At 64.0% G+C, this 23,745-nt stretch carries 18 protein-coding genes; 8 read left to right on the top strand and 10 right to left on the bottom strand.

The genetic code is table 11. From position 1 onward, the window contains the following. Positions 1-12 precede the first annotated feature (12 nt). Positions 13-933, bottom strand: coding sequence for an SDR family oxidoreductase (locus DL240_RS18590; RefSeq protein WP_111731401.1), 921 nt, complete (start codon positions 931-933; stop codon positions 13-15). Positions 934-1,134: 201 nt separating this feature from the next. Beyond that, entirely contained in the window at positions 1,135-2,313 is a 1,179-nt protein-coding gene (locus tag DL240_RS19825; protein WP_146618419.1) for a LamG domain-containing protein, read from the bottom strand. Positions 2,314-2,630: 317 nt separating this feature from the next. Here DL240_RS19825 and DL240_RS18580 point away from each other — a divergent pair, with 317 nt between their 5' ends. After that, positions 2,631-4,808, top strand: a complete 2,178-nt coding sequence (locus tag DL240_RS18580; protein WP_111731399.1) for a S9 family peptidase — start codon at positions 2,631-2,633, stop codon at positions 4,806-4,808. Positions 4,809-4,878: 70 nt separating this feature from the next. Here DL240_RS18580 and DL240_RS18575 read toward each other — a convergent pair whose 3' ends face one another. From DL240_RS18575 to DL240_RS18550, 6 genes are all read right to left on the bottom strand, one after another. Continuing rightward, positions 4,879-5,172: a DUF3817 domain-containing protein gene (locus tag DL240_RS18575; protein WP_111731427.1), complete on the bottom strand. Its 294-nt coding sequence runs from the start codon at positions 5,170-5,172 to the stop codon at positions 4,879-4,881. An 87-nt stretch (positions 5,173-5,259) separates the two neighbouring features. Then, positions 5,260-5,619 (bottom strand): hypothetical protein, encoded by a 360-nt coding sequence (locus DL240_RS18570; RefSeq protein WP_111731398.1) that lies wholly within the window; start codon positions 5,617-5,619, stop codon positions 5,260-5,262. A 219-nt stretch (positions 5,620-5,838) separates the two neighbouring features. Then, the gene (locus DL240_RS18565; protein WP_146618418.1) at positions 5,839-6,645 is read right to left on the bottom strand and encodes a hypothetical protein; all 807 of its coding nucleotides are present in this window, start codon (positions 6,643-6,645) and stop codon (positions 5,839-5,841) included. A 119-nt stretch (positions 6,646-6,764) separates the two neighbouring features. After that, positions 6,765-7,970 (bottom strand): MFS transporter, encoded by a 1,206-nt coding sequence (locus DL240_RS18560; RefSeq protein WP_111731396.1) that lies wholly within the window; start codon positions 7,968-7,970, stop codon positions 6,765-6,767. Positions 7,971-8,270: 300 nt separating this feature from the next. After that, a complete protein-coding gene (locus DL240_RS18555; protein ID WP_111731395.1) occupies positions 8,271-10,211 on the bottom strand; it encodes a hypothetical protein in 1,941 nt (646 codons plus the stop codon). Between the two features lie 565 nt (positions 10,212-10,776). Next, entirely contained in the window at positions 10,777-12,708 is a 1,932-nt protein-coding gene (locus DL240_RS18550) for an MSCRAMM family protein (protein ID WP_146618417.1), read from the bottom strand. A 413-nt stretch (positions 12,709-13,121) separates the two neighbouring features. On the opposite strand from DL240_RS18550, the gene DL240_RS18545 reads away from it, so the two are divergent. The 6 genes from DL240_RS18545 (at position 13,122) to DL240_RS18520 (ending at position 20,346) form a co-directional block, all read left to right on the top strand. Beyond that, positions 13,122-15,278, top strand: a complete 2,157-nt coding sequence (locus tag DL240_RS18545) for a sulfatase (RefSeq protein WP_111731393.1) — start codon at positions 13,122-13,124, stop codon at positions 15,276-15,278. 38 nt (positions 15,279-15,316) lie between these two features. Beyond that, complete coding sequence (locus DL240_RS18540) at positions 15,317-15,997, top strand: DUF2293 domain-containing protein (protein WP_111731392.1); 681 nt, start codon at positions 15,317-15,319, stop codon at positions 15,995-15,997. A 180-nt stretch (positions 15,998-16,177) separates the two neighbouring features. Beyond that, positions 16,178-17,194, top strand: a complete 1,017-nt coding sequence (locus DL240_RS18535; protein ID WP_111731391.1) for a DUF2804 domain-containing protein — start codon at positions 16,178-16,180, stop codon at positions 17,192-17,194. Between the two features lie 113 nt (positions 17,195-17,307). After that, entirely contained in the window at positions 17,308-18,822 is a 1,515-nt protein-coding gene (locus DL240_RS18530) for an SAP domain-containing protein (protein WP_111731390.1), read from the top strand. A 13-nt stretch (positions 18,823-18,835) separates the two neighbouring features. Further along, entirely contained in the window at positions 18,836-19,171 is a 336-nt protein-coding gene (locus DL240_RS21010) for a DUF2804 family protein (protein WP_111731426.1), read from the top strand. Positions 19,172-19,374: 203 nt separating this feature from the next. After that, positions 19,375-20,346 (top strand): hypothetical protein, encoded by a 972-nt coding sequence (locus tag DL240_RS18520; protein ID WP_111731389.1) that lies wholly within the window; start codon positions 19,375-19,377, stop codon positions 20,344-20,346. Positions 20,347-20,448: 102 nt separating this feature from the next. Here the strand turns inward: DL240_RS18520 and DL240_RS18515 are convergent, their stop codons facing one another. Next, positions 20,449-22,059, bottom strand: coding sequence for a protein adenylyltransferase SelO (locus DL240_RS18515; RefSeq protein WP_111731388.1), 1,611 nt, complete (start codon positions 22,057-22,059; stop codon positions 20,449-20,451). Between the two features lie 168 nt (positions 22,060-22,227). Next, positions 22,228-22,941: a DUF1428 domain-containing protein gene (locus DL240_RS18510; RefSeq protein WP_111731387.1), complete on the bottom strand. Its 714-nt coding sequence runs from the start codon at positions 22,939-22,941 to the stop codon at positions 22,228-22,230. An 81-nt stretch (positions 22,942-23,022) separates the two neighbouring features. Between DL240_RS18510 and DL240_RS18505 the strand changes: the two genes are divergently transcribed. Beyond that, positions 23,023-23,475, top strand: coding sequence for a MarR family winged helix-turn-helix transcriptional regulator (locus DL240_RS18505; RefSeq protein ID WP_111731386.1), 453 nt, complete (start codon positions 23,023-23,025; stop codon positions 23,473-23,475). Positions 23,476-23,745: the final 270 nt, after the last annotated feature.

Below are 23,745 nucleotides of genomic sequence, written 5' to 3'. Positions count from 1 at the left end.
CCAAAATCCCATTTATAGCCCCTCGACAATGCGCTCGCTCTCATCCCAGAGCCGCGCGGCCAGTTCCATGTCCTGTCCATACCGACTGGTGCCCGCAACATCACAGTCCGCAAAGTACTTGCCGGACTGCGTCACATCCGGATGCACAGCGACATAACATTGCGTCGCTGCGCCCTGCGCGACGCTCTTTAGCGTAATCGACTCAAAAAGACCAAAAACACGCGTCAAAAAAGGATGCATATGACGCGTCAGGTTGGTGTTAATCACCCCCGGATGCACCGCATTCGCGGTGCGCTTAGTCCCCTCAAACTTACGCGCAAGCTCTCGGGCAAAGAGCAAATTGGCCAGCTTCGACTGCCCGTAAAACTTCCAGGCATCGTAGCCCTTTGACCCATCCAGGTTCTCAAAATCAATGCCACCTCTGGGGGTCATCTGATGACCGGCGCTACTCAGCACAACCACTCGGGCATCCTCGCTCAACGTGTCAAGCAAGCCGGTCGCCAGAATGAAATGACCGATGTGATTGGTAAAAAACTGAAGCTCATAACCACACTTCAATGTCAGCGTCGGCAACGCCATGATCCCGGCGTTGAGCATCAACACATCGATCGACCGCCCCAGCCCCTTTACCTGCGTCACGCATTCAAACACCGACGCCGGCTCCGAAAGCTCACAGGCCACCGCGCTGGCCTGCCCGGCGAACCCCAACTCCTCGGCGGTCGCCTGCGCCTTTTCGACCGTGCGCGCCGCTGCGATCACATGCGCCCCCCGGGCCGCCAACACCCGAAAACTCTCTTTGCCAATCCCGGAGTTGCAGCCGGTGATCAGCACGGTTTTCCCGCTCAGGTCCACCCCGGCACACACCTCCTCCGCCGTCGAACCGTACCCATATCCGCTGGGCCCGCGCCCCTTAATCGCACTCAACAATGACATCGCATCTCCCTTGCCTAAATCTCAACTTATCCCGGCGTCCATCGCGCCGGCCCCACTCTCACTTAGACACAACCATGCACAATACAACGCGCTTTACACGAAGATCCCCTGCGGCAGGGCGCCCCCCCCCCACAACCAATCAATCTCTCCCCTTCCCAACTCCCGCCTCCCCCCCTTCCCACTTCACTCTCGGCCCCCCTCTTAAAGCGCAAACCCTTCTTCATTCACGTTGCCTTCGGCGTCGACTACATACAGATACCGACCACGAAACGCCTCAAAAGCCCCCGCCTCCAGCGTCACCTCCACCCCATCATCCTCCCAAAACGTAGGAGGCTGAACCTCCCGATGACGTGTCTCCGACCAGCGCGGCGCATCTCCAATTTCAACGCGCGCCCGAGTCGTATCGATGTACACATCCCCAAAATCGGTGGTCATATCACTATAGGATTCCAGTCCGTGATCAAACCCTAACACTTTAACATTAAGACCAATATGATCGTACTCAGGCACTTTCTCAAAGTCCTCAACTTCAAACGTCCCCACCGAGCTGTGACTTACCTGCTGATAGATTCCATTAACATAATGACGAATCGTTCCACGATCGGCGTCGATGATGATCTCCATGCGGTTCCAATCGCCGATTTTTCCATCAGTCGTCCAACTCCGCCAGCCCAGATGCTCGCCACCGCTATAATCGATGTGCATTTGCGTCCAGCTGACGCGTGTGCCCTCGCCACTGGACTCATCCCACACACGAATAAACTTATTGGATCCCGGCGGATCCCCGCCACCGGGGTCCATCGAAGGCCGGTACCACCAGCTTACGTAGAGCACACGCTGGTTTGTTGGTGGGCTTGTGCCACCAAGCGCGCGAGGCCAGCCCAACGAACCATCACCGCCAGACTCACCGCCACTGACCCGATAGAATGTGCTGCGGTGCGGTCGAGGAGCGTCACTGGCAAGCCGAACATACTCGCTCCAGATATCGGAGTTCTCCATCCACGGCGCGTCTTCCCGCTCGGTCGGAACGCGCTCTCCGGCTGCCAAACCTTCGTAGGCAGGCTGATTATCCACGGTATCATAAAGGCGCGGCGCTGCCTGCGCCTTCTCGCCGAAGCGACATCCTTCAATTCGCAGCGTCCCCCCGTGGGTGAGCTCTCCATGCACCGCGAGCACTACCGGCGACTCCCCCTCCGGGCAAGGAGTGAGCCCTGACGCCGTATCCGCCTCCGCAGCATCAGGAGAATTAGCCGTGTCGGGCTCCGAAGGAGTCTCCTGCGCCACATCCGCATCCCCCCCCACATCCACTACAGATGAATCGGAGCCCGGTGCATCACCGCTGCATGCTAAAGATGCGGAAAACACCAACAAAATTAACATCAATCGCCTTAACAAAACCATAACATTCCCCTTATTCCGAAACATCGTCGCGTGCATCTCGACGAGACAGACGTACGATCAGCATAGACGCATCGTCCTGCACACATATTTTGGTTGAAGTGCACCCTGAATGGCAACAATCTACATACATTGGCAAAATTGGGTTAATACGATAATCGTTTCTTCCACACAGCACCAGCGTCCTGTATCACCTCTCCCAATCCCCGGGTTGTCCCCATTTCTTACCTCTCTATACTCTCCATCCCTTCATCGTCCGAATCAATCAACGCCTTCAGCCCCCCAACCTCGAGCTCCCTATGCACCTTCACCGCCTCCAAGTCCTCGGCACCACCCTTGCGCTGAGCCTTGCCGCCTGCGCCACCACCCCCGCCACCACCCCCGCCTCCCAGACCTTGCCCGGGGCGCCGGTGGCGCCCCGCGTCGACACCCTCACCGAGATCCACGGCCGCACCCTGGTCGACCCCTACGCCTGGCTGCGCGATCGCGACAACCCCGACACCATCGCCTACCTGGAGGCCGAAAACGCCTACGCCGCCAGCGCCATGGCCCACACCGCCGAGCTTCAAGAAACCCTCTACCAGGAGCTCCTCTCCCGCATCGATGAGACCGACCTCTCGGTCCCGGTCAAACGCGGCGACTACTTCTATTACTCGCGCACCGAAGAGGGCAAAGACTACCCCACCTCATGTCGAAAACTCGCGACCATGGACGCCGACGAAGAGATCATCCTCGACCAGAACGCCCTGGCCCAGGGTCATGATTACTTCGCGGTAGGCGCCTTCGAAGTCAGCGATGATCAACGTCTCCTGGCCTACTCCATCGACACCCGGGGCAACGAACGTTACGCCCTCTACGTCGTCGACCTTCACAGCGATGAAATCCTCGCCGGTCCCATCGAAAACACCTCCTCGGTGGCCTGGGCCAATGACAACAAAACCCTTTTCTACACCACCCTCGATCACGCCAATCGCCCCTCCAAAGTCTTTCGTCACACCCTGGGCCAGGACCCCGCACAGGACAGCGAGCTTCACCACGAACGCGACGAAGCCTTCTACGCCTACGTCTCCCGGAGTCGTAGCGGCGATTTCATCATGATGACCCTGTGGAGCAACGCCAGCGGCGAATCCCGCTTTCTCCCGGCCGACGCTCCCGAAGAAGACTTCCAGATCCTGGCCCCCCGAGCGCCCGGCGTGGAATATCGCGTCGCTCACCACGGCGATCACTTCCTCATCGTCACCAACGAAGACGCCATCAACTTCAAGCTGATGCGCGCCCCCACCACCAACGTCGCCCGCGACCACTGGGAAGAACTCCTCCCCCATCGCCCCGACGTCATGCTGCGCGCGGTCCACGCCTTTAAGGACTGGTGGATCTTTGAAGAGCGCGCCGAGGGCTCGCCACGGCTGCGCGCCCTGGAGCTCGCCACCGGCCTCGACCACGTCATCGAGATGCCCGAGCCCGTCTACTCGCTTCGCTTTGCCGAAAACCCCTCCTTCGACACCGCCACCATTCGCTTCAACTACAGCTCCCTCATCACCCCGCAGTCGGTCTTCGACTACGACCTCCAGGCCCGCCAGACCGAGCTCAAAAAAGAAAGCGCCGTCCACCACTACGATCGCACCAACTACGTCAGTCAGCGCATCTACGCCCCCTCCTCCGATGGCGTCCAGGTCCCCATCTCCATCGTTCATAAAAAGGGCATCGCGCTCGATTCGAGCCACCCCCTCCTGCTCCTGGGCTACGGCTCCTACGGCATGAACTACGACCCCTACTTCTCGGCCTCCCGCGTCGCCCTGCTGGAGCGTGGCGTGATCTTCGCCATTGCGCACATCCGCGGCGGCGGCGAGTTGGGACGCCCCTGGTATCTGGACGGTAAACTGGAGCGGAAGCAGAACACCTTCGATGACTTCATCGCCGCCTCCGAGCACCTCATCGCCCGGGGCTACACCTCGGCCAATCGCCTGGCCATCAACGGCGGCTCCGCCGGCGGTCTGCTCATGGGTGCGGTCCTCAACCAGCGCCCCGACCTCTTCCAGGCCGCCATCGCCGACGTTCCCTTCGTCGACGTCGTCAACACCATGCTCGACGCCTCCCTCCCGCTCACTGTCGTCGAGTACGCGGAGTGGGGAAACCCCAACGACCCGCAGGCCTTCGAGACCATCTACGCCTACTCCCCCTACGATAACGTGCGCGCCCAGGACTACCCCGACCTCCTGGTCACCGCCGGCCTCAACGACCCCCGCGTGCACTACTGGGAGCCGGCCAAATGGGTCGCAAAACTGCGCGCGACCCGCACCGACACCAACCTCACGCTCTTGCAAACCAACATGGGCGCCGGCCACGGCGGCGCCTCCGGTCGCTACGGCTGGTACCGCGAGACAGCGTTCACCTACGCCTTCATCCTCGACCGCCTCGGCGTCACCGAGCCCGCCGCCGAGCCCACGGCGCCCCTCTCCCCCCAGGCTCAGCCCTGAGCCTGGCCGCCCCCCCCCCGGCGCCCTGCAGGGCGCCGGGGCCTTACCGCGCCTTAAGCCACACCCGAGCTCAGGCCGTCGGCGCCTCGGCCCCTTCCTGCAAATCCACCACAAAGGGCGCAAAGGGAATCACCGACGCCGCCAGCGCCCCCGCGGTCTTCTCCAGCGTCCACTTGCTGCGGAACGCCTCCACCAGAACCCACCCCACAAACGCCATAAACAACACCCCGTGGACCATCCCCACGTAGCGCACCATCATCGGCTGGTCCGCCAGGTACTTCAGCGGCATCGCCACAAAGAGCAACACCACCATCGAGACGCCCTCAATCAGCCCCAGGGTTTTTAACGACAGTACCTTCTTCATCTCTCTCACCTCTTCCGACGCCCCGATCCTCTCGCGCGTCTTCACGACCACTCCACATCCACCTCCGCCCCTCCCCACACTCCCGGGCTAAAAGGGCCGAAACACCATCAGCCCCACACTGGCGACCATCGCCACCAGACTCACCAGCCCCAGCCCCGGGCTGCGCCGCTCCGCACGGGCCGCCGACCACATCACCGCGTTGACCACCGCCGTGATCAGCAAAAAACTCACCACGATCCAGCCGCTGAAGAGCGCGTGCCCGTAAGCCCCCACCATCAGCATGCCCCCGCCCCAGGTCGCCATATACCCGGGCGCCGCCCCAAAGTACGCCGCCCGCTGCCGCAGGCGCTGCTCTCGCCCCAGAAAGGTGACCGCCGCCCCGGCCGCAAAGAGCAGCAGACCGGCGTACTTCACAAACTTCAACAGGGGCAACATCTCGGCTGACATCACTACGCCTCTCGTGGTTTCCAGAAATCCTCCGCGGGCAACTGACGCCGCCGCCGGCCCACCTTCGCAGAATTTGCGCCCGACGCAAGACGACAACCTGTCGCATCCCCACGCCTGCCGCCCCTCATCGGCGCCTTCCACGCACAACCAAGGGCGGCCCGGGGGGCCGCCCTTGGTTGTGCATCGCTCCTCCCCACGCAGGCTTAGCCTGCGCCTTGCTCACAGACGCTCACAGGCGCTCACATCCTGGCAGACCACGCTCACGCCACAGCTGCCGTCGGTGGCCTCACACGCATCCGCCAGCCCGAATCCGGCCGGGCACACCTCGTAGCTCTGAGTGCAATCCACCACCGACCCCCGGCAGAACACGTCCTCCCCGGGGCACGCCTTGCTCGTAAAGCACATCATGTCGCTATCCAGCCCCAGATCCACGATGCACTCACTGCCCTCCACCCGCTCCATCCCCATCGGGCACAGGTAGTCCGCCGGGTTACAGCCCCCGCTCTCCACCTCGGCACAGTAAATCGTGGTGTCGCAGACCGTCACCGCCTCACACGACTCGCGCCCCTCACAGCTATCCACCTCTTCGCTGCCGCTCTGGCATTCCGGCAACGCCGCGCACGTATCATGCGTCTCACAGACGATGGTCTTGCCACACTCACTCACCTCCCGACACGTGGCCGACTCCCCACACGCATCCACCTCATCCTCGTACTCCGCGCACGTGGGCTCCGCGGTGCAGCCGGCCGCCGGCGCGCACGCGATCGACTCCCCACAGAGCGTCTCCTCCACGCAGCCCTCTACCCCCTCACACGTGGCAACCTCTTCATACCCCTCCTGGCAGCTCGGCAGCGCCAGGCAGGTATCCTGCTGATCCGCATCGCCCCCATCCGGCTCCCCGGACGCATCGTTGAGCACCTCGGCATCGGACTCCTCCGGCACATCCGCATCCGCGCTACACCCCACCACCAGCCCCCCCACCAGAAGCGCCAACACCGACATCCGAATCATCTTCATACAACCCATACCAACCTCATCGTGTCCTGATCTTTGATATCGCCCGGCTCTCGGGCGCCTTGCGCTCTTTTCTGACAGATTCTCTTGCCGGCCACAAAGCCCTTCCCCCTCCACACGCCCTCTCGCGCTCAGGGGCGCCGCCGCCAAAAAGGACGCCCCACCCCGATCGGCCGGTAAGGTAGCTGCACATCCGGGCCCTCATGGCTCGCGAAGCGATAGAGCCCGAACACCCCGATCGCCACATGCACCCCGGCAACCCCCACATAAAAACCGCCCGGCCCCATCGCTCCCATCACCAGCGCCACCCCCACCGGCCCCAGGCTCGCCCCCAGCCCGAACACCATCACCAGCGCGCTGCTCGCGGCCACCCGCTGCCCCGGCCGCAACACATCGTTGGTATGCGCCACCCCCAGCGCGTACACCGGCAGGCTAAACCCACCCAGCAAAAACGCCATCGTCAGCACCACCGCACTGCTCGCCCCCATCGCCGCCCAGCCTCCCAGCGCGGTGAGCACCGTGAGCACACTCGTCACCACGATCAACACGCGTCGCTCAAAACGATCGCTCAACCGACCGATCGGAAACTCCAACAACGCCGCCCCGGCGATCAACACCGCCATATAGATCGACACCTCCCCCACGCTCAGGCCCACCTCCTCGGCAAACACCGCCCCCATCCCCAGCAGCGCCCCCGCCGACAGCCCCGCTCCCCCACACGTCAACACCCCCAGCGGCGAGATCTTAAAGAGCTCCCGAAGCCGCAACGCTTCCTGGGCTTCGCTTGGTTGCGGGGCGCTGGTCGTCAGCGAGATCGGCACCAACGCCAGCGAGATCAGCACCGAGGTCAGCACAAAGAGCACCATCTCCGAGGGCGGTCCCACATTGAGCAAGAGCTGCCCCCCGCTCAGCCCCACGTACTGGACCACCATGTACACCGCCAGCAACTGACCCCGGGTGCGATTATCCGCGCGATCGTTGAGCCAGCTCTCCGCCACCACGTACACCCCCGCGTAGCAAAAGCCGGTCAGCGCCCGCATCACCACCCAGAACCACGGCTCCACGATCAACCCGTGCAGCAAAATCGCCGCCGAAGCCATCGACGACCACGCCGCAAACACCCGGATATGCCCCACATTCTTGACGATGCCCGGCGTCAACTTCGAGCCCGCCAAAAAACCCACGTAAAACGCCGACATAATCACGCCGGTCGCCGTCGTATCAAACCCCTCCAGCGTGGCCCGCAGCCCCAGCAGACTGGTCTGCAGCCCGTTGCCCAGCATGATCAGCGCGATCCCCACAAATAGCGCCCACGAGTGTCGAATCGCTGCCTGCACCCTCTGCCCTCACTTGCACAAGATCTGTGTTTCGAACGCGACCCGGCGCGATCGTCCGGCATCTATAGAACTTTGCCCCCCGGAGCAAGACTCGGAGCCCCACCTTCCACCCACTCCCCTCTTAATCCCCGCGCGACTCCTCCCCGGCCCCCGGCCCCCCCGGCAACCCGAACCTGCCCACACACACGCGTCACGCAAAACAAAACCCCGGCCGCTGCGCGGCCGGGGCTCCTCGTCTCTTCACAACCCCACCGGCGCGCTCCCCCCCATCCCGCAAGCGCGCGCCGGCTTCCCTCCTGCTTACTCCAGGCAGGCGTCGGGCAGGGGCGTCGGGTGCACCTCCTGGCAGGGCCCCTGATCGATCGAGCCTTCCAGCTCCGCGACCTGGACCGGCATCAGCCGATCCCCGTTGAGGCACTCCACGCCCAGCGTATCCACGCAGCTCCCCACGCTCACATAAAGGGTGCCGGCCATATCCAGCGGCACCTCCACCGCCCAGTTCCCCGACGCATCCGACACCGTCTGCGCCACCATCGCTCCCCAGCTCGCCGGGTCATCCTGGCCGGGCTCACAGCTGCGCGTGGGATGCTCCGAGTACACATACACCGGCATCCCCGGCGCCGGCGTCGAGTACCCGTTCACCGCCACATAACTCTTCAGGCAGGCCATCGATCCCGTCCCCATCACCATCGCCGTGGCCTCGGCACAGCCCTCGTCGCCACACTGCAGCGACTCCGCCCCGGCGGTGCTGGCCGTCTCCACCGCGACCGACCCTTCGCCGTCCAGCGCATACAACGAGAGCTCCACATCCTGGGGAACCTCCACGCAATAATTGCCCGACGCGTCGCTCACCGCGCTGAAGTACTGCGCGCCCAGCGCCCCCTCGTGCACCGCGTACACCGACGCCCCTTCCAACACGTTGTACGTCTCATCCAACACTTTGCCCGTGAGGCAGGTCCCGCGATTCAGGAGCTCCACGACCACCTCCTGGCACGCCCCCTCGCCAGCGCCCGAGCAATCCGCGGGCACGCTGTTACCGACCACCTGCACCGGCCCGCCTTCCTGGTAGAGGTAGTCGGCGTGGAACGCCCCGACGTCCAGCGTACCGTCGAGCAGGAAGTTCATGCACGAACGCCCCTCACCATCGGTCAGGCCCTGGCCCACCAGCGCCCCTTCAAAATCCAGCCCCATCCCCTCCAGCGCCGCTCCCGGGATCGGCTCGCCAGTCTCCCCGTCGATCACCTTGATGTTCACGCAGTTGCGCAGCGACACCGGTTTATCCGCGTTCCACCAGCTGAAGTGCGTCGGCGCACACTGGGCCAGGCGCTGGCCTCCCGCCAACGCCACCGTGCAGTTCCCCTCCTGCACCCAGCGCGCCTGCGAGAGGTCAAAATGCCAGAACTCGATCAGATCCCCTTCCTGATAGGCCTCAAACGCCTCCGGAATGAAGAACTCCAACCGGGCCTGCTCCCCTTCGGCCAGCTGCAGCTTCTCGCCATGCTGCCAGAACGAGATATCCCCCATCATCACGCTCAAAATCGGCGTCTCTTCACCACCACCCTCCGGCAGGCCCACCAGCGGCCCCGGCATAAAGCGCGCATCCTCGGTCGGATCCAGCGACGCGATCGTCGCCTCCACCTCCCCCGTCACCGCGTTGCCCTGCCCATCCACCAGGCTGTTGGCCGCGAGCTCCACCCGGATCCGCCCGCGCGAAATCGTCGCAGCCTCGTCGTGGTTAAACACGATCGGCGAGCCCAGCGGAAGGAGGCGGACAATCGCGTGAGCGGTGTGGTCGTCGGTGGCTCGCTGCACCGGGTAGTCCAGGCTTGAGGGCGCAAACCCTTCGGCGTCAATCCGCGCCACAAAGCGCTCGGCATCCTCCGGCGCGCTCAGGAGCACCCGGCCCTCCCCATCGCTGATATGCTCCACCCCCGCGTGCATCACCGCTGCCCCCACAATCGGCAGCCCCTGGCGGTTGAGCACCTGCACCTGCAAGGGCATCGCTCGCCGACCGTCAACCTCACCACCGTCGGGCTCCGCGTCGGGTTCCGCGTCAGGCTCCGCGTCGGGCTCCTCGCCATCAGGCTCGGCGTCGGGCTCCTCACCATCGGGCTCCCCGCCGTCCGGAATCTCTTGCACCGGCCCATCCGGGTTTTCATCCGAACACCCCAGCACACCACCGGCGCTCATCCCTGTGGCCAACATCAACATCAACAGGCGTCGCATCATCTTCGCGTTCATCACATCTCCTCAAAATCAGGGCCGCTCGCGCTACCTCTCCATGCATCCTTCATCAGCACAGCGAGTCGGCCCGGGGGGCAGGTTGGTTCCATACGCCTTCCCCATTGCACGGCCGATGCCAGCCTTTCCTCGCCAGGCCAAACACCCACCTATCCCCCTGCAATTAAACAAGAAAAACTCACCACTGAATAAATCTACCCGTCGCCACGTCGCCGGCCCCGCCCTTGATCGGAGTAACCCTTCTCCGCGCCATCCTGACCTTGCGGTCAACACACCTCACCCGCCTGGTAAAACGCCTGTCCACCCCCTCACCCCGACTCCACTCCCCCGCTCCCCAATTCCCGCTCCTACGTCTTCTTCCCCTCTCCCCCTCCGAAACCAAACACTCCAAAAAACGATCGGAAAGGAACACAGGCATCGGATACCGGGACCCGAGAAGCGGGAGTGGAGGGCTCCATTCTGCCCCCCCACAAAAAAAGCGCCCCCCGTACTCGGGGGGCGCCTCCTCACCTCACCACGGCGCCTGGCCGCCCGCTTTCGGGCGGCGCCAGACACGCGTCAGCTCTTACTCCTCAAAGCACATCGGCGGCGTGTTGAACTCGCCAAGGTTCTGGCAGCCTCCTGCCGCCACGCTGGCCTCGATCCCCTCCAGCTCAAAGACCACGGACCCCGACGCTTCATTGAGAAACGCCAGACACTCCGGGCCCCACTCCTCGTGGCACTCCCCGATGATCACGGTCACCTGCACATCCGTCATCAGCGGCAGATCCAGGGCGAAGCCTCCGTTGGCGTCGGTGATGCCCTCAGCCAGGATCTGTCCCCGATCTTCGGGGCCCTCGCCAGGCTCACAGCTACGATCGACGTCACCGAGATACACGTACACCGGCTGCCCGGGGCGCGGCACCGCGATGTACTCATCGTTCACCACCATGTAGGAGTTCGAGATGCCCTCCACACACGTCGTCGGTCCGCTCTCCAGCACCAGCTCGCCAGTATCCTCACAGCCATCGGAGCCGCAGGCCGCCTCGCCAAAGGCGTCGCTGTCCAGGCTCACCACCGCCTGGCCCACCGCGTCATTATGCACCGAGAGCAGCTCCACCTCGTCCACCGGCGGGATCTCCAGGCAGTAGCTGCCGTCGGCGCCCGACTCAGCGACCACCGAGCCCGGGCCGTTCATCATCTCATAGAGCCCGTAGACCGGAGCCCCGGCCACCGGCGCCGCGTCCTCATCGACCACCGTCCCGCTCAGGCAGCTGCGCGTATCGCTCATCTCGATAGTCACCTGGAGGCATTCTCCGCCCTCCTCCGACTGGCAGCTGGCGGCCGTCTCGTTGCCGACCACCGTCAGCGGTCCGTCGGCATCCTGGTAGTAGTAGGAGTGCAGCGCGCTGAGCTCGATCGTTCCCGCCCGCATAAAGTCCACGCAGGTCTTGCCCTGGGCGTCGGTGGCGCCAAAGGGAGCGACGCGGCCCAGGTAGCTCTGGGCCTCGCCCTCAATGGTCGCGCCGGGGATGGGCTCGCCAGACTCGGCGTCGATGACGGTGACCTCCACGCAGTTACGCGTCTCCAGAGGCTTATCGACGTTCCACCAGCTGAAGTGCCCGGCCTTACAGGAGGCTATCAGGCCATCGCCGGCAACAACCTCGCACTCGCTCTCATAGATCCAGCGGGCCTGCTCCAGATCAAAGCTCCAGAAGGGGATCGTGTCCCCGGCCGCATAGCCCGAGAAAGCCTCCGAGATCGGAAACTCCAGATCGGCCTCGATGCCCTCGGCCAGCTGCAGCTTTTCGCCATTCTTCCAGAAGCTGATGTCGGCCATATAGACGCTCAAAAGATCCACCGGGTCGCCCTCGGCGGGCACCCCGATCAGCGGTCCGGGCATAAAGCGCAGGTCATCGCTGGAGGGCTCAATGCCCGCAAAGGTCATCTCGGCCTGGCCAGCCACCGGATTCCCCGCGCCATCGACCAGGGCGTTGGCCGGGAGGCTAATCTTGACGCCTCGAACCTCCAGCAGCGCGTCGGCCTCGGCATCAAAGGTCTGCGCCTCTCCCAGCTTGAGCAGACGCACCAGCGCGCTCATCTCCTGCCCCTCGGCCGCTTCCACCACGGGGCGCTCGGCACTGGAGGGCGCGTAGCCTTCGGCCTCAATCTGCACGATCATCGACGCCGCCCCCTCGGCCGGTGCAATCAGCACCTGGCCGCCCAGGTCGGTGAGGTGCGCTTCCCCCTGATAGATCACGCTGGCGCCGACAATCGGCATCCCCGCCTCATCCTGCACCTTCAGCGAGAGGGGCATCGCCCGGGTCTCCACCTGCCCCCCGCCATCGGGCTCCGTATCGGGCAGCGGGTCCGCGTCCAGCTCCGCATCCGAATCCCCGGCATCGGGCACCTCGGTATTCGGATACTCATCTTCTTCGCTGGGACACGCCACCATCCCGCAGGCCAGCGCCCCTACCAACATCATCAAACTCATTCGCTTCGACATCAGATTCAACATCAGGTCCTCCATCACATTCTCTGGACGCGCCGTGCCCGCTCCTCATGAGCCTGACCCGGCCAGGGGTGCGTCCCATGTCATATGTCACATCAGGACCTCCCCCCTTCTGCACCTTCAGTGCCAGCCCGCTCCCCACCCCACCACTTTTGACGCAGCGCCGCGCCACCCCGGCGTCGTTGTTGAGCATGGGCGCAAGCCTTGACCTTCGCCCGCCCCTTCCCCCCTGTTTTGGCACCCTGGCGAGCGCCGCGCCGCTGGCAAAACCCTGCACCGCCCCCAGACCTCACCGGTAGGTTAGCACTCCACTTTCCCCCCTCATCCCCCGCACGCTTCACCTCCCCCCCAAAGCGCGCTATGTACATCAACCGGCCACCCGTATCGGCCCCATCAATGCCAGGTTCCCCTGCGGCCCCATGAGTACCTTCCAGCCCACAACCTCTCGAGATCTCAGCGCCTGGGTCCTGGGCGCGCTGGGCGCCGCCTCGGTCGGCGCCTCGCTCGATACCCTGATCGCCTTGCTGAGTTCCCCCTCGTTCAGCCTCGTTTCGGCCCTGCTGACCTGGGTGAGCACCCTGGCCCTCTGGGCTCCCGGGGCCGCCCTCTGGGCCCTCTTGAGCGCCCTGGCCCTCTTCGCGGCCACCGGGCGGCCCACCGCCACGCCCCTCCTGGACACCCTCGCGGGCTTTGGCCGCCGCGTCTGGCAACAACGCGGCTCCCCCCACGACGCGCCACGCACCGCCACCCTGGTCGCCGCCACCCTGACCCTGCCCCTCTTCGCCGCGGCCTCCGTCGGCACGACCGCCTACCTCATCGAGCACCGCAACGGCCCCCTGCTCATCGCCACCGCCTCGCTCGCCGCCCAGCTCGCCAGCGCCCTGGGGCTCCTCGTCGCCGGCGCTTCGCTGCGCCGCCTCCTTTGCGCCATCCTCTCCCGCTGGCCCTCCCTGGGGCGCGTCTTCAACACCGCCTACCTCACCACCGCCCTGGGTGCCCTGGGGCTTGTCGCTGCCCTGGCCGCCACCTGGCTCCTGCGCGACACGCTGCGCTCCATCGAAGGCCCCTCGCTGGCCCTCCTTACCCTGAGTCTCGTCCTCCACCCCTTCTGCGCGCGCTTTCTCACCCCGCACACCTCCCATCGCCTGGCCCCGGCTCTGGCCATCGCGCTCCCGCTTTTGGCCATCCCCATCGCCGGACTCGCCAGCCAACCCCCACAGACCCGGCGCACCCTGGTCTTCCACACCCAGGCCTCCCGCTTCGCCCTCGACCTCTCCCAGCGCTACCTCCACCTCGACCGCCTCTTTATGAGCGGCGACTGCCCCGTCCCCGGGCTCCTCTCCCCCGACGAGCTCGACGCTTACCTGGCCGCCTGCGCCGACCCTCAATTCGATCGCCCCACCGCCCAGGCGCGACGCCCCGACTTCCAGGCCCCCGAGCTCCCGCAGGCCCCCTCGTTCATCCTCATCACCTGGGACTCGGTCCGCGCCGAACGCCTGGGCTTTCTGGGCGGCCCGCGCCCCACCTCGCCCAACCTCGACCGCTGGGCCGAAGACGCCCTGGTCTTTGAGCGCGCCTTTAGCCAGGACTCCGGCACCGGCCCCAGCCTCTGGTCCCTCTTCGCCGGCCAGACCCCCTTCCAGGTCTCCCTCACCCACGCCGATCGCTTCCCCCCGCGCATCGCCGACGACGAAACCCTGCTCACCGAAGCCCTGGTCGCCGCCGACTACAACGCCGAAGCCGTCCTCTGCGCCAGCGTCTTTGACAGCCCCCGCTGGACCATCCGCCGCGGTTTTGAGCGTTTTGAGAACGTCTGCGGCAAGCGCCCCGCGCGCCTGGCCCCCCTGGTCACCCGCGAGGGCAAAAAAACCCTGCGCCGCCTGGCCACCCACAAAGAGCCCTTCTTCCTGTGGCTCCACTACTACGATCCCCACGCTCCCTACTTCGATCACCCCGACACCGATTTCGGAGATCGTCCCCTCGACCACTACGACGAAGAACTCCGCTACACCGATGAGCACATCGCCCCGCTTCTCGACCTCATCGACACGCTCGGCCAGCAACGCCCCATCTACACCTTCTTCGGCGCCGATCATGGCGAGGCCTTCAACGAACACGGCCCCGATCCCCACGCCCGCAACCTCTACCGGGCCGTCACCCACGTGCCCCTGGTCGCCCGCGGCCCCCACATCGCCGCCGGCCGGGTTGCGGAGCCGGTCGCCCTCAACGACCTCTACCCCACCATCCTGGAGCTGGCCGGGGTCCCCATCCCCGCCAAATCCACCATGGTCAGTCAGGTCCCCACCCTCTTTGGCGATGCCGCCGACCCGGAGCGAATGATCTTTCAGGAGAACTCCTACGCCCGGCCCCGGCGCCACACCCGCGCCGTGATTCGGGGCGATTACCAGTTCATCCTCGACCTGAGCGGCCGCACCGAAGAGCTCTACAACCTGCGCCAGGACCCCATGGCCCGGCGCAACCTCATCGGCGCCGGACTCCCCGAAGAACCCATCCTGCGCCAGGCCCTGACCCGCTTTCTCAAAACCTCCACCCTCCCCGACGAGCTCCGCGACTGACCCCCGAGCCCCACCCTCACCGCTATCCCCCCGATCTTATGAGCGAACAAAACCGCATCGTCGCCCCCACCTTCCCCTACGACATGGTCCGCCTGGAAGACGGCACCAAAACAAAGCCCCCCGAAGGCTGGGCGCTGCTCAAACCCGGCGACGCCACCCTGACCCGCCGCGTCAAAGCCGCCGGCCCCTCCTGGACCGTCCAGGAGAAGAAGGGCCGCAAGACCTTCTCCCACGGTGTCTGGGCCCCGGCCCACATCATCGAGCGCGAAACCCAGCGTCGCGAGGCCGAGAAAGCCTCCCCCGCCTACCAGCGTCGCCTGGCCGCCGACCGCGCGCGCCGCGCCAAAAAACAGGAGGAATACGCCGAAGACTTTGAGACCGCGGTCTTCGACTACCTCGACTTTCATAGCCGCTACCTCGACCTGGCCCGGACCATGGCCGCCGCCATCGCCGCCCACGCCACCCCCGTGGGCAGCGGCACCGTCGCCCGCACCAAACGCATCCCCATCGAGGAGCGCGCAGCCGCGGCCACCATCGCCTGGATGCGCCACCAGACCACCGCCTACGACGACATGCAGATCGCCCGCGTCAAAGGACGGCGGCGAGAGGTCCGCCGCGAGCTGGCCCAGCGCTCAAAAACGCTTCTTCAGCGCTACCGCCAGGGCCGCGACACCCCTGAGCGCTGCCCCCTGAAGCTCGCGCTGGCCAAACTCCCCTGAACAGCCCCCCCGCCGCCCCTCGTCACACCCCGCAGGGGCGGTCACACGCCCGCTCCGAGCCCAACGCGCAGGCCTGCTCAAAGCGCTCCCGCCCCTGTGGAAAACCCTGTGGAAACGCGCCCCCCTGCTCTATGCTGGCGCGCACCCGCCGGCCCCCTCCCCACAGCCCCGAGCCCCGCCATGAGCCCCTGCGATGCCCCCTACCCCGAACTCACCTCGGCCGTGGACCTCTGCCGACCCGACGGCCGCCTCAACCCGGCGGCCGCCGGCTTCGCGCGGCGCCCCTTGATTCGCCCCAACCTCCGGGGCGGTCCCGGCTGGTGGGGGCGCAACAAACGCTGGGAGTACTGGGGCATCGTCACCCCCGAACACGTCATCGGCGTGACCATCGCCAGCCTGGACTACGCCGGCCTCTTGCAGCTCTACCTCTACGACCGCCGCCACCCCCACGCGCCCCCCATCGTCCAGGACGCGCTCCTCCCCCTGGCCCGGGGCGTGGTCCTGCCCGACCTGGCCGCCACCTTTGAAGCCCACGGCCGCCACCGCGACCTCTCGCTGAGCTTTGCCTACACCCCTCACCACGCGCACCTGCGCCTGCGCTCCCCCCGCGTGCGCTTTGAGCTCGACGCCCCGGCCCACGGCGACGCCCTGGGCGTGGTCATCCCCTGGTCCCCCACCCGCTTTCAGTACACCCTCAAAGACGTCGCGCGTCAGCTGCGCGGACGCCTTCAGGTCGATGACGAATCCTTTGACCTGCGCCCCGCCACCAGCTTCGGCGTGCTCGACCGGGGCCGCGGCCGCTGGCCCTACACCATGACCTGGAACTGGGGCGCCGGCTTCGGGCGCCGGGGCGACCACACCCTGGGCCTGCAGCTCGGCGGCAAATGGACCGCCCACACCCCCGGCACCGAAAACGCCCTCCTGGTCGATGGCCGCCTCAGCTACATCGGCCACGAGCTCACCTGGGAGTACCAGCGCGACGACCCCACCGCCCCCTGGCGCGTGCACGGCCCGCGCCTCGACGCCACCCTCACCCCCTTTCACCTGCGCCGCGCCGACACCAACGCCCTCCTCATCGCCTCGCGCACTCGCCAGGCCTTTGGCCACTGGAGCGGCTGGGCGCTCGATGCCCACGACCAGCGCCACGACCTTGAAAGCCTGGTCGGCTGGGCCGAAGAAGCCGCCAACCGCTGGTAAGTCCTATTCACCGCAGTAACAATTCGTACACCAACCCCTTCCCAGCACTGATATCATTTGTTACCCTCCCAATACTAAAATTCAACAACCTTTATTCGGGGAGAATTAGTGCCATGAAGATTGAAGAAGCCACGAAATTCATGACGACTCAATATTTAACACGCGTTCTCAATAGCTTTACGCGTGATATTGGCAAGCTCAACGAGCATGAATCCCGTGACTACATCGTTCGCAATGCAGAAGAACTTTCGAAACCAGACAATGTACAACGCCGTCTGGACCTATTCGATGTTGATCACCATATGCGAGCACTTATTCACTACATCCTCGAAGCGATTTTGAACTCCATGGATGGTCGCATTGGTGAGCGCGAACTCACCGAATCCGTGCAGGAACGCGAGCAACGCGTCCTGGATGAAGCACAGCTCTCTGGTTCCCCCCAGTATGCCGACGAACGTTCCGTTGACATACTCAGAACCGTCCTCCAAGTCGCCTTTGATGACAAACGCATTTCTCAAGACGAATACGCTCTCATCGAAAAGCTACGACAAACACTACACATCACACGTAAACAACAACGACTTATCGAAGCAAGCATGGGCGTCTTCCCAAAACAAGATGGCACCCTACACGCTCACTCCGACATTAGCGATGCCGTCAGTCATTTACAAAAGCAAGGGGTTCTATTTTATTGCAACAAAGTCGATGATGGCCGCTCCATTGTCCTCCCGGAAGAAATGCACCGAGGTGTGAAACTCACACTTGGCATCGACCTCAGCGAGAATGCCCAAAACCTCCTCTGGTCGAAACTCAAAAACACACAACTAAAAGACATATTAAAAGCACAACACCTCCCATCCTCTGGCTCAAAAGAGGAAATGGTCGAAAGGCTCATGTCAGCAGAAATCAAGCCCAGTGAAGGACTGGCATCCTTGTCAAACAATGATCTCTACGACATTTGCCAAAGCCTTCCTGGCGTCAAAGTAAGCGGCTCCAAACTCGAACGCATCAATCGAATCATTGCCTATTTCGACAATCTACTCATCCGCGATGTGCCAGACGATGCCGACCCCGACGTTCGCTACTACGAGTACTTTACAGAACTCGCAGAACGCGACAGGGAGAACCTTCTCGCCAACAACGTCATATCTAAAGACATTGACATCGAACGAGCATTCGAGAAAGCAACGCATTTCATTTTTCGTGAAAAGCTCCAAACTGAGATCGTCAAACTTAACGGCACCGAACATCCCGACGGCTGCGTCATGATGCCCGACGGAGGTCAGTTGTTTTGGGATAACAAGTCCACAGAAAGCGTATACACCTTCCCTAACAACCACCTCCGCCAGTTTAAACGCTACCTTAGAGACACCCTGGAGCCGCGCGTAAACTGCTTTCTAATCATTGTTCCGTCTGTCAGCCCAGACGCCGAAGAGAACTGCCTCAAACTCAAGTTTGAAACCCAACACAACGCAGATGTCGCCGTGATTTCTGCAGAAGATCTAAAATGGCTCTCAGAAACATGGAAAGACTCTGCAAAATCTGAACACTTCAACCTGTCAATCTTCTGCCAAACGGGCATCCTCAGCCGAAAGAAGATTGAACAATCCATGCGTGCATTAATGTAAAAACAACACCTACATCAAAACCACACCCAAAGCCCCCCAAGGCCGTCACAAAGGCATTGGAGGGCTTTTTTCTAAAAACCTCTACCCTCAATTACATGCACACTCCGGCTTACTTACCAGCGCCGCGCCAACACCAACGCCCTCCTTATCCCCCCCACCTGCAAATCGATATGGCTCTCACCGGCTGCGAAGTCGAGAGCGCCGCGCCGACACCAACGCCCTCCTCATCGCCTCGCGCACTCGCCAGGCCTTTGGCCACTGGAGCGGCTGGGCGCTCGATGCCCACGACCAGCGCCACGACCTTGAAAGCCTGGTCGGCTGGGCCGAAGAAGCCGCCAACCGCTGGTAAGCGTCCCGCCCTCCAGACCAGCCCCCCCGAAACTTTTTGAATCAACGCGCCGCCTCCTGCGTACGTAGCCGCTGGAGCGCTGGCGAGCACCCGGGATCTCCAGGAGCTTCATGAATGACGCAGCATGGTGCTGCTCACGACGTCGTGAACACACATCGATGACCACGGCGTACGACATGATGACAATGACATGGAGACACCCTATGACATGGATGCATGGGCGCTTTGCCCCGACCACCCTTCTGTCCCTTCTCGTTGCCGGCTCCCTGGCCCTGAGCGCCTGCGGCTCCGACACCAACGCCGACGCTCCCGCGGTCGATGACACCCAGGGCGACCCTCAGACCAGCAGCTTCGACGTGGAGGTCAGTGGCGAGGGCCAGTCCACGCAGGTCAGCGGCTCTCAGGATAACGACCAGGCCTCCGACGAGACCTGGGGCGCCGCCATCGCCAACGGCGTCATCACCATCCTGATGCAAAACGACACCGGCGTGGCCATCTCCACCACGGTCGACACCTCGCTCAATACCTACGCCGACAGCACCTTTACCGTGGGTACCCCGCCCGAGGGCACCTTCGTGAGCCTGCTCGACGTGATGGCCACGACCACCTTTTCCAGCCAGGGCCAGGGCTCCATTGAGCTGACCAGCTGCCCGAAGGCCATCGGTGACAAGGTCGTGGGCTCCTTCAAAAACATCGTGCTCAAAGACGATCAGGGCCCCGGAACCCGCACGCTCAACGGCAGCTTCGATGTCATGGTCTACGCCATGACCGGCTCCCTGAACTGCGAACCCGCAGACAGCGGCGACAACGGCGACAACGGCGACAACGGCGACAACGGCGACAACGGCGACAACGGCAACAACACCTGCGAGAGCCACGACTACTGCAACGACACCCCGGGCGTCTGCTGCCCCTACACCTCGTGCCTCGCCAGCTGCAATCTCAGCTGCTTTATGGAAGACGCCGAGTGCGCCGGCGGCATGAACCCGGCGGCCTGCGCCATCTGCGCCAACAACTGCCTGGACAGCTGCGACGTCTCCACCGAGTGCCGCAGCGCGCTCACCGAGCTGATCACCTGCGAAGAAGAAGCCGGCTGCGACACCATCGAGGACGAAGACGCCTCGATCGCCTGCACCGAGAGCGCCTGCTGCGCCGAGATCAAGGTCACCTACTGATCTCGACCGACGCTTCGACTAAAAAAAGCGCGCCGCCCGCAGGGGGCGGCGCGCTTTTTTTGTGGGAGCTGGCGAGCGTTCTAGCCTCTGGCGGTCAACCCCTCACGAGCTGCACGAGAGCATCGAGCACCCAAAGCGGTCCCGGGCCCACTCCGGTCTTTTGGCCCCGAACGCCCCTCGCCCGGCCTGCTCCTGGTAGGGGTGGCGCAGCACCGCCATCAATTCATGCACCTTTGAAAAGTCGCCCTGCTCGGCCTGATCGATCGCCTCCTGCGCCAGGTAGTTGCGCAGGATGTACATCGGGTTGACCGCATTCATCGCCTCGCGCCTCGCCACGTCGCTCGTGCCATCGTTTTGCACCCGCGCCACATACGCGCGCAGCCAGGCGTCAATCGCCTCCCAATCCTCCTCCCGATGCGACTCTGGCGCGTAATAGGCCGCCATCAAGGGCGCGCGCAACGCCTCGGCGTCCACCGCGTCAGCCTCAACGCCCTCGCAACGCACCTCGGCAAGTCCGCGATAAAACAGGGTGTAATCGGTCTCCACCCGCCCGAGCATCGCCATCAATCCCTCGACCAGCACCTCATCCTCGGCGCCCGCCAGCCTCGTAAGCCCGAGCTTTTGAGCCATCATATCAAGCTGAAGCTCGCTGTAGACGGTGGGGAAATGATCGAGCGCCTCCTGCAGGGGGGCCGCGTCGTCGACCAGCGCGGCCACGGCGTTGGTGAGCTTATAGAGATTCCAGTAGGCCACGTCGGGCTGGTAGCCGTAGCGGTAGCGGCGCTGCCCCCGGTCGGTGGTGTTGGGCGTAAAGCCCGGGTCGAAGTTATCGAGCCAGCCGTAGGGGCCGTAGTCGATCGTCAGGCCGAGAATCGACATGTTGTCGGTGTTCATCACCCCGTGCACAAAGCCCACGCGCATCCAGCCCACCACCATCTCGGCGGTGCGCTCCCCCACCTCGCGCAACCAGGCGATGATATGGGCCTCGGAGATGGCCTCGTCGGGCCTGGCGAGCAGGTGCGGGAAGTAGTGACGGATCGTGTGCTCCACCAGCCCCCGCAAAATCCCCAGATCGCCGCGCGCCGCGTGAATCTCAAAGCTGCCAAAGCGCAAAAAACTCGGCGCCACCCGGCAGACCACCGCCCCGGGCTCCGGGGCCGGCCGACCGTCGTACAATTTATCGCGCATCACCTGCTCACCCGTGAGCACAAGGCTCAGCGCGCGCGTCGTAGGTACGCCCAGATGAAACATCGCCTCGCTGCATAAAAACTCGCGAATCGACGAGCGCAGCACCGCTCGCCCGTCCGCCGAACGCGAGTACGGGGTGGGACCGGCCCCCTTGAGCTGCAGCTCATGGCGCGCGCCCGTCTCCGGGTGAATCGCCTCCCCCAGCGTGATCGCTCGCCCGTCACCCAGCTGGCCGGCCCAGTTTCCAAACTGATGCCCGCCGTAGCATGCGGCATAGGGCTTCATGCCTTCGAGCAGGGCGTTGCCGGCCATCACCTGCCCAAAGCGCTCCGAGCGCACAAAGGCCTCATCAAACCCCACAAGCTCGGCCACCTCCGGCCAACAGGCCACAAGGCTGGGGTCGGCCACCGCCGAGGGCTCCACCTCGGAGTAACACGCGCCCTGCACCTGGCGCGGGCGCCGGTCGGTGCGCGCATCGGCGGGCAACTCGCGCATAAATCGGTCGTCGAAAGTTATCGAGCTCATAGCACATCCGGGGTCAGAGAGAGCGCCGCCCCGGCCAGGATCCTGGCCGGGGCGGCGCGGGCCATCGCACTTACTCTGGCAACACAGCCCATAGAGCAAGCCTTCCTCAACCGCCACCCTCAAACGTTGTGCCTGGCCGCCCTTGCACCTCGGCCAATCTCACGCGCCTCAGACGTCAAGAAGCGGAGCAAATCCACCAAAGATCATGCGCTCCCCCTCAAAAAGCCCCTTCTCGGTATGCATGCGAGCATCGCCGTAGATCTTGGGCCAGGCCGCGTCCCGAATCTCCTTCGACGGCCACTCCACCCGGGCAAAGACCACGCTCTCCTCAGCGGTGGCGTTGACCGCGCGCTTAAAGTCGGTGCGCTTCCCATCGGGCACATCATCGCCCCAGGCGTTGACCACGCGCGTGGCCCCGTGCTCCATCATCACCTCGGCGCGCATCGCCGCAAGCTCGGTGTAGGCGTCTTTGTTGGCCGTGGGCACCGGGATCACCGAGCCATCGATGTAGCCCGGCTCAGCGCCGCTATCCTTATCCAAGATCGTCGCAAATCCCCCGTAGATCACACGCTCACCATCAAAAGGCATCTGCTCCACGGCCGCCCCCATGTGCTCATCGCTCATCATGCGCTCGTTGGCCGCCTGACGAGCCTCGCGATCGGGATACTCCATCCAGGAGAAGACAATCACCTCCTCAGCGGTGGCCTCCACCGCCCGGAAGAAGTCCGTCACCTCTCCCTTCCCCACATCATCGCCCCAGGTCTCGACCATCCGGGCGACGCCAGACTCCTTGAAGAGGGGCACAGCTTCCAAAACATGCTGGCGATAGGCGTCTTTGTTGGCGGCTGGCACGGCACCTACGAATCCATCGATGTAGCTCATGGGCATACTCCCAAAAGGGGTTTTTGTGGTATACACGGCGCTGCTTCAAACGAAACATGTTGATATCGACATAGGGAAGTCATGTCGAACAAAAAAAACCTCCCGCATGCCACCACCCTTCATGTTCGCGATCATTGCCTCTGCCTGGCCGCCCAGCGCGCCAACCGCGCCCTGGCCCGGCGTTTTGATGAGGCGCTGCGCCCGGTGGGGCTTACCAGCGGCCAGTTCTCCCTGCTGATGTCGCTCAACCGCCCCGCTCCCCCGTCGATGGGCGCGGTGGCCTCGCTGCTGGCCATGGCCCGCACCACGCTCACCGCCAATCTAAAACCCCTGCAGCGGCAGGGCCTGGTGGTGGTGAGGGTCGACCCCGACGATCACCGCGGCCGTCTGCTGGAGCTGACCCCGGCCGGTCACGAAGCCCTGCTGGCCGCGATGCCGATCTGGGAGCGCACCCACGCCGAGATCGACGCGCTCGTCGGAGAAGAGGCCGCCGAGCCCCTGCGCCAAGCCCTGGCGATCCTTGCCGAACTTTGAACACATCGCCCCTTTAAAGTTAAATTCAAATCCCCCCTAAAACTCCCTACATAAGCGGCTCCCCGACAAGCCCCGCGAATACTTCGATGTACATCTAAGGTCGATGCGTTCCGGGGCACCCTCCTGCTGTTCGGGAACGCGATGCGCGTTGGCCACGGAGGTTCCGCAGCAAGAAGGGGCGACGCCGACGCGCTCAGACGCTGATAGGGCCGGCGCTTTTATGGCAAAAAAGACGCCTGTCAAACACCACAACCCGTCTCCTCGCCGCCG

This window comes from Lujinxingia litoralis (assembly GCF_003260125.1).
Taxonomy (GTDB): domain Bacteria; phylum Myxococcota_A; class Bradymonadia; order Bradymonadales; family Bradymonadaceae; genus Lujinxingia; species Lujinxingia litoralis.
This window is presented reverse-complemented; position numbering and strand designations above follow the sequence as displayed.

Coding starts and splice junctions, on each gene's coding strand:
- DL240_RS18590 (WP_111731401.1), bottom strand. CDS start 933: ATGTCATTGTTGAGTGCGATTAAGGGGCGCGGGCCCAGCGGATATGGG.
- DL240_RS18515 (WP_111731388.1), bottom strand. CDS start 22,059: ATGAGCTCGATAACTTTCGACGACCGATTTATGCGCGAGTTGCCCGCC.
- DL240_RS18510 (WP_111731387.1), bottom strand. CDS start 22,941: ATGAGCTACATCGATGGATTCGTAGGTGCCGTGCCAGCCGCCAACAAA.
- DL240_RS18570 (WP_111731398.1), bottom strand. CDS start 5,619: ATGTCAGCCGAGATGTTGCCCCTGTTGAAGTTTGTGAAGTACGCCGGT.
- DL240_RS18535 (WP_111731391.1), top strand. CDS start 16,178: ATGAGCCCCTGCGATGCCCCCTACCCCGAACTCACCTCGGCCGTGGAC.
- DL240_RS18545 (WP_111731393.1), top strand. CDS start 13,122: ATGAGTACCTTCCAGCCCACAACCTCTCGAGATCTCAGCGCCTGGGTC.
- DL240_RS18565 (WP_146618418.1), bottom strand. CDS start 6,645: ATGGGTTGTATGAAGATGATTCGGATGTCGGTGTTGGCGCTTCTGGTG.
- DL240_RS18530 (WP_111731390.1), top strand. CDS start 17,308: ATGAAGATTGAAGAAGCCACGAAATTCATGACGACTCAATATTTAACA.
- DL240_RS18520 (WP_111731389.1), top strand. CDS start 19,375: ATGACATGGATGCATGGGCGCTTTGCCCCGACCACCCTTCTGTCCCTT.
- DL240_RS18575 (WP_111731427.1), bottom strand. CDS start 5,172: ATGAAGAAGGTACTGTCGTTAAAAACCCTGGGGCTGATTGAGGGCGTC.
- DL240_RS18555 (WP_111731395.1), bottom strand. CDS start 10,211: ATGAACGCGAAGATGATGCGACGCCTGTTGATGTTGATGTTGGCCACA.
- DL240_RS18540 (WP_111731392.1), top strand. CDS start 15,317: ATGAGCGAACAAAACCGCATCGTCGCCCCCACCTTCCCCTACGACATG.
- DL240_RS18505 (WP_111731386.1), top strand. CDS start 23,023: ATGTCGAACAAAAAAAACCTCCCGCATGCCACCACCCTTCATGTTCGC.
- DL240_RS18580 (WP_111731399.1), top strand. CDS start 2,631: ATGCACCTTCACCGCCTCCAAGTCCTCGGCACCACCCTTGCGCTGAGC.
- DL240_RS18550 (WP_146618417.1), bottom strand. CDS start 12,708: ATGTTGAATCTGATGTCGAAGCGAATGAGTTTGATGATGTTGGTAGGG.
- DL240_RS19825 (WP_146618419.1), bottom strand. CDS start 2,313: ATGTTAATTTTGTTGGTGTTTTCCGCATCTTTAGCATGCAGCGGTGAT.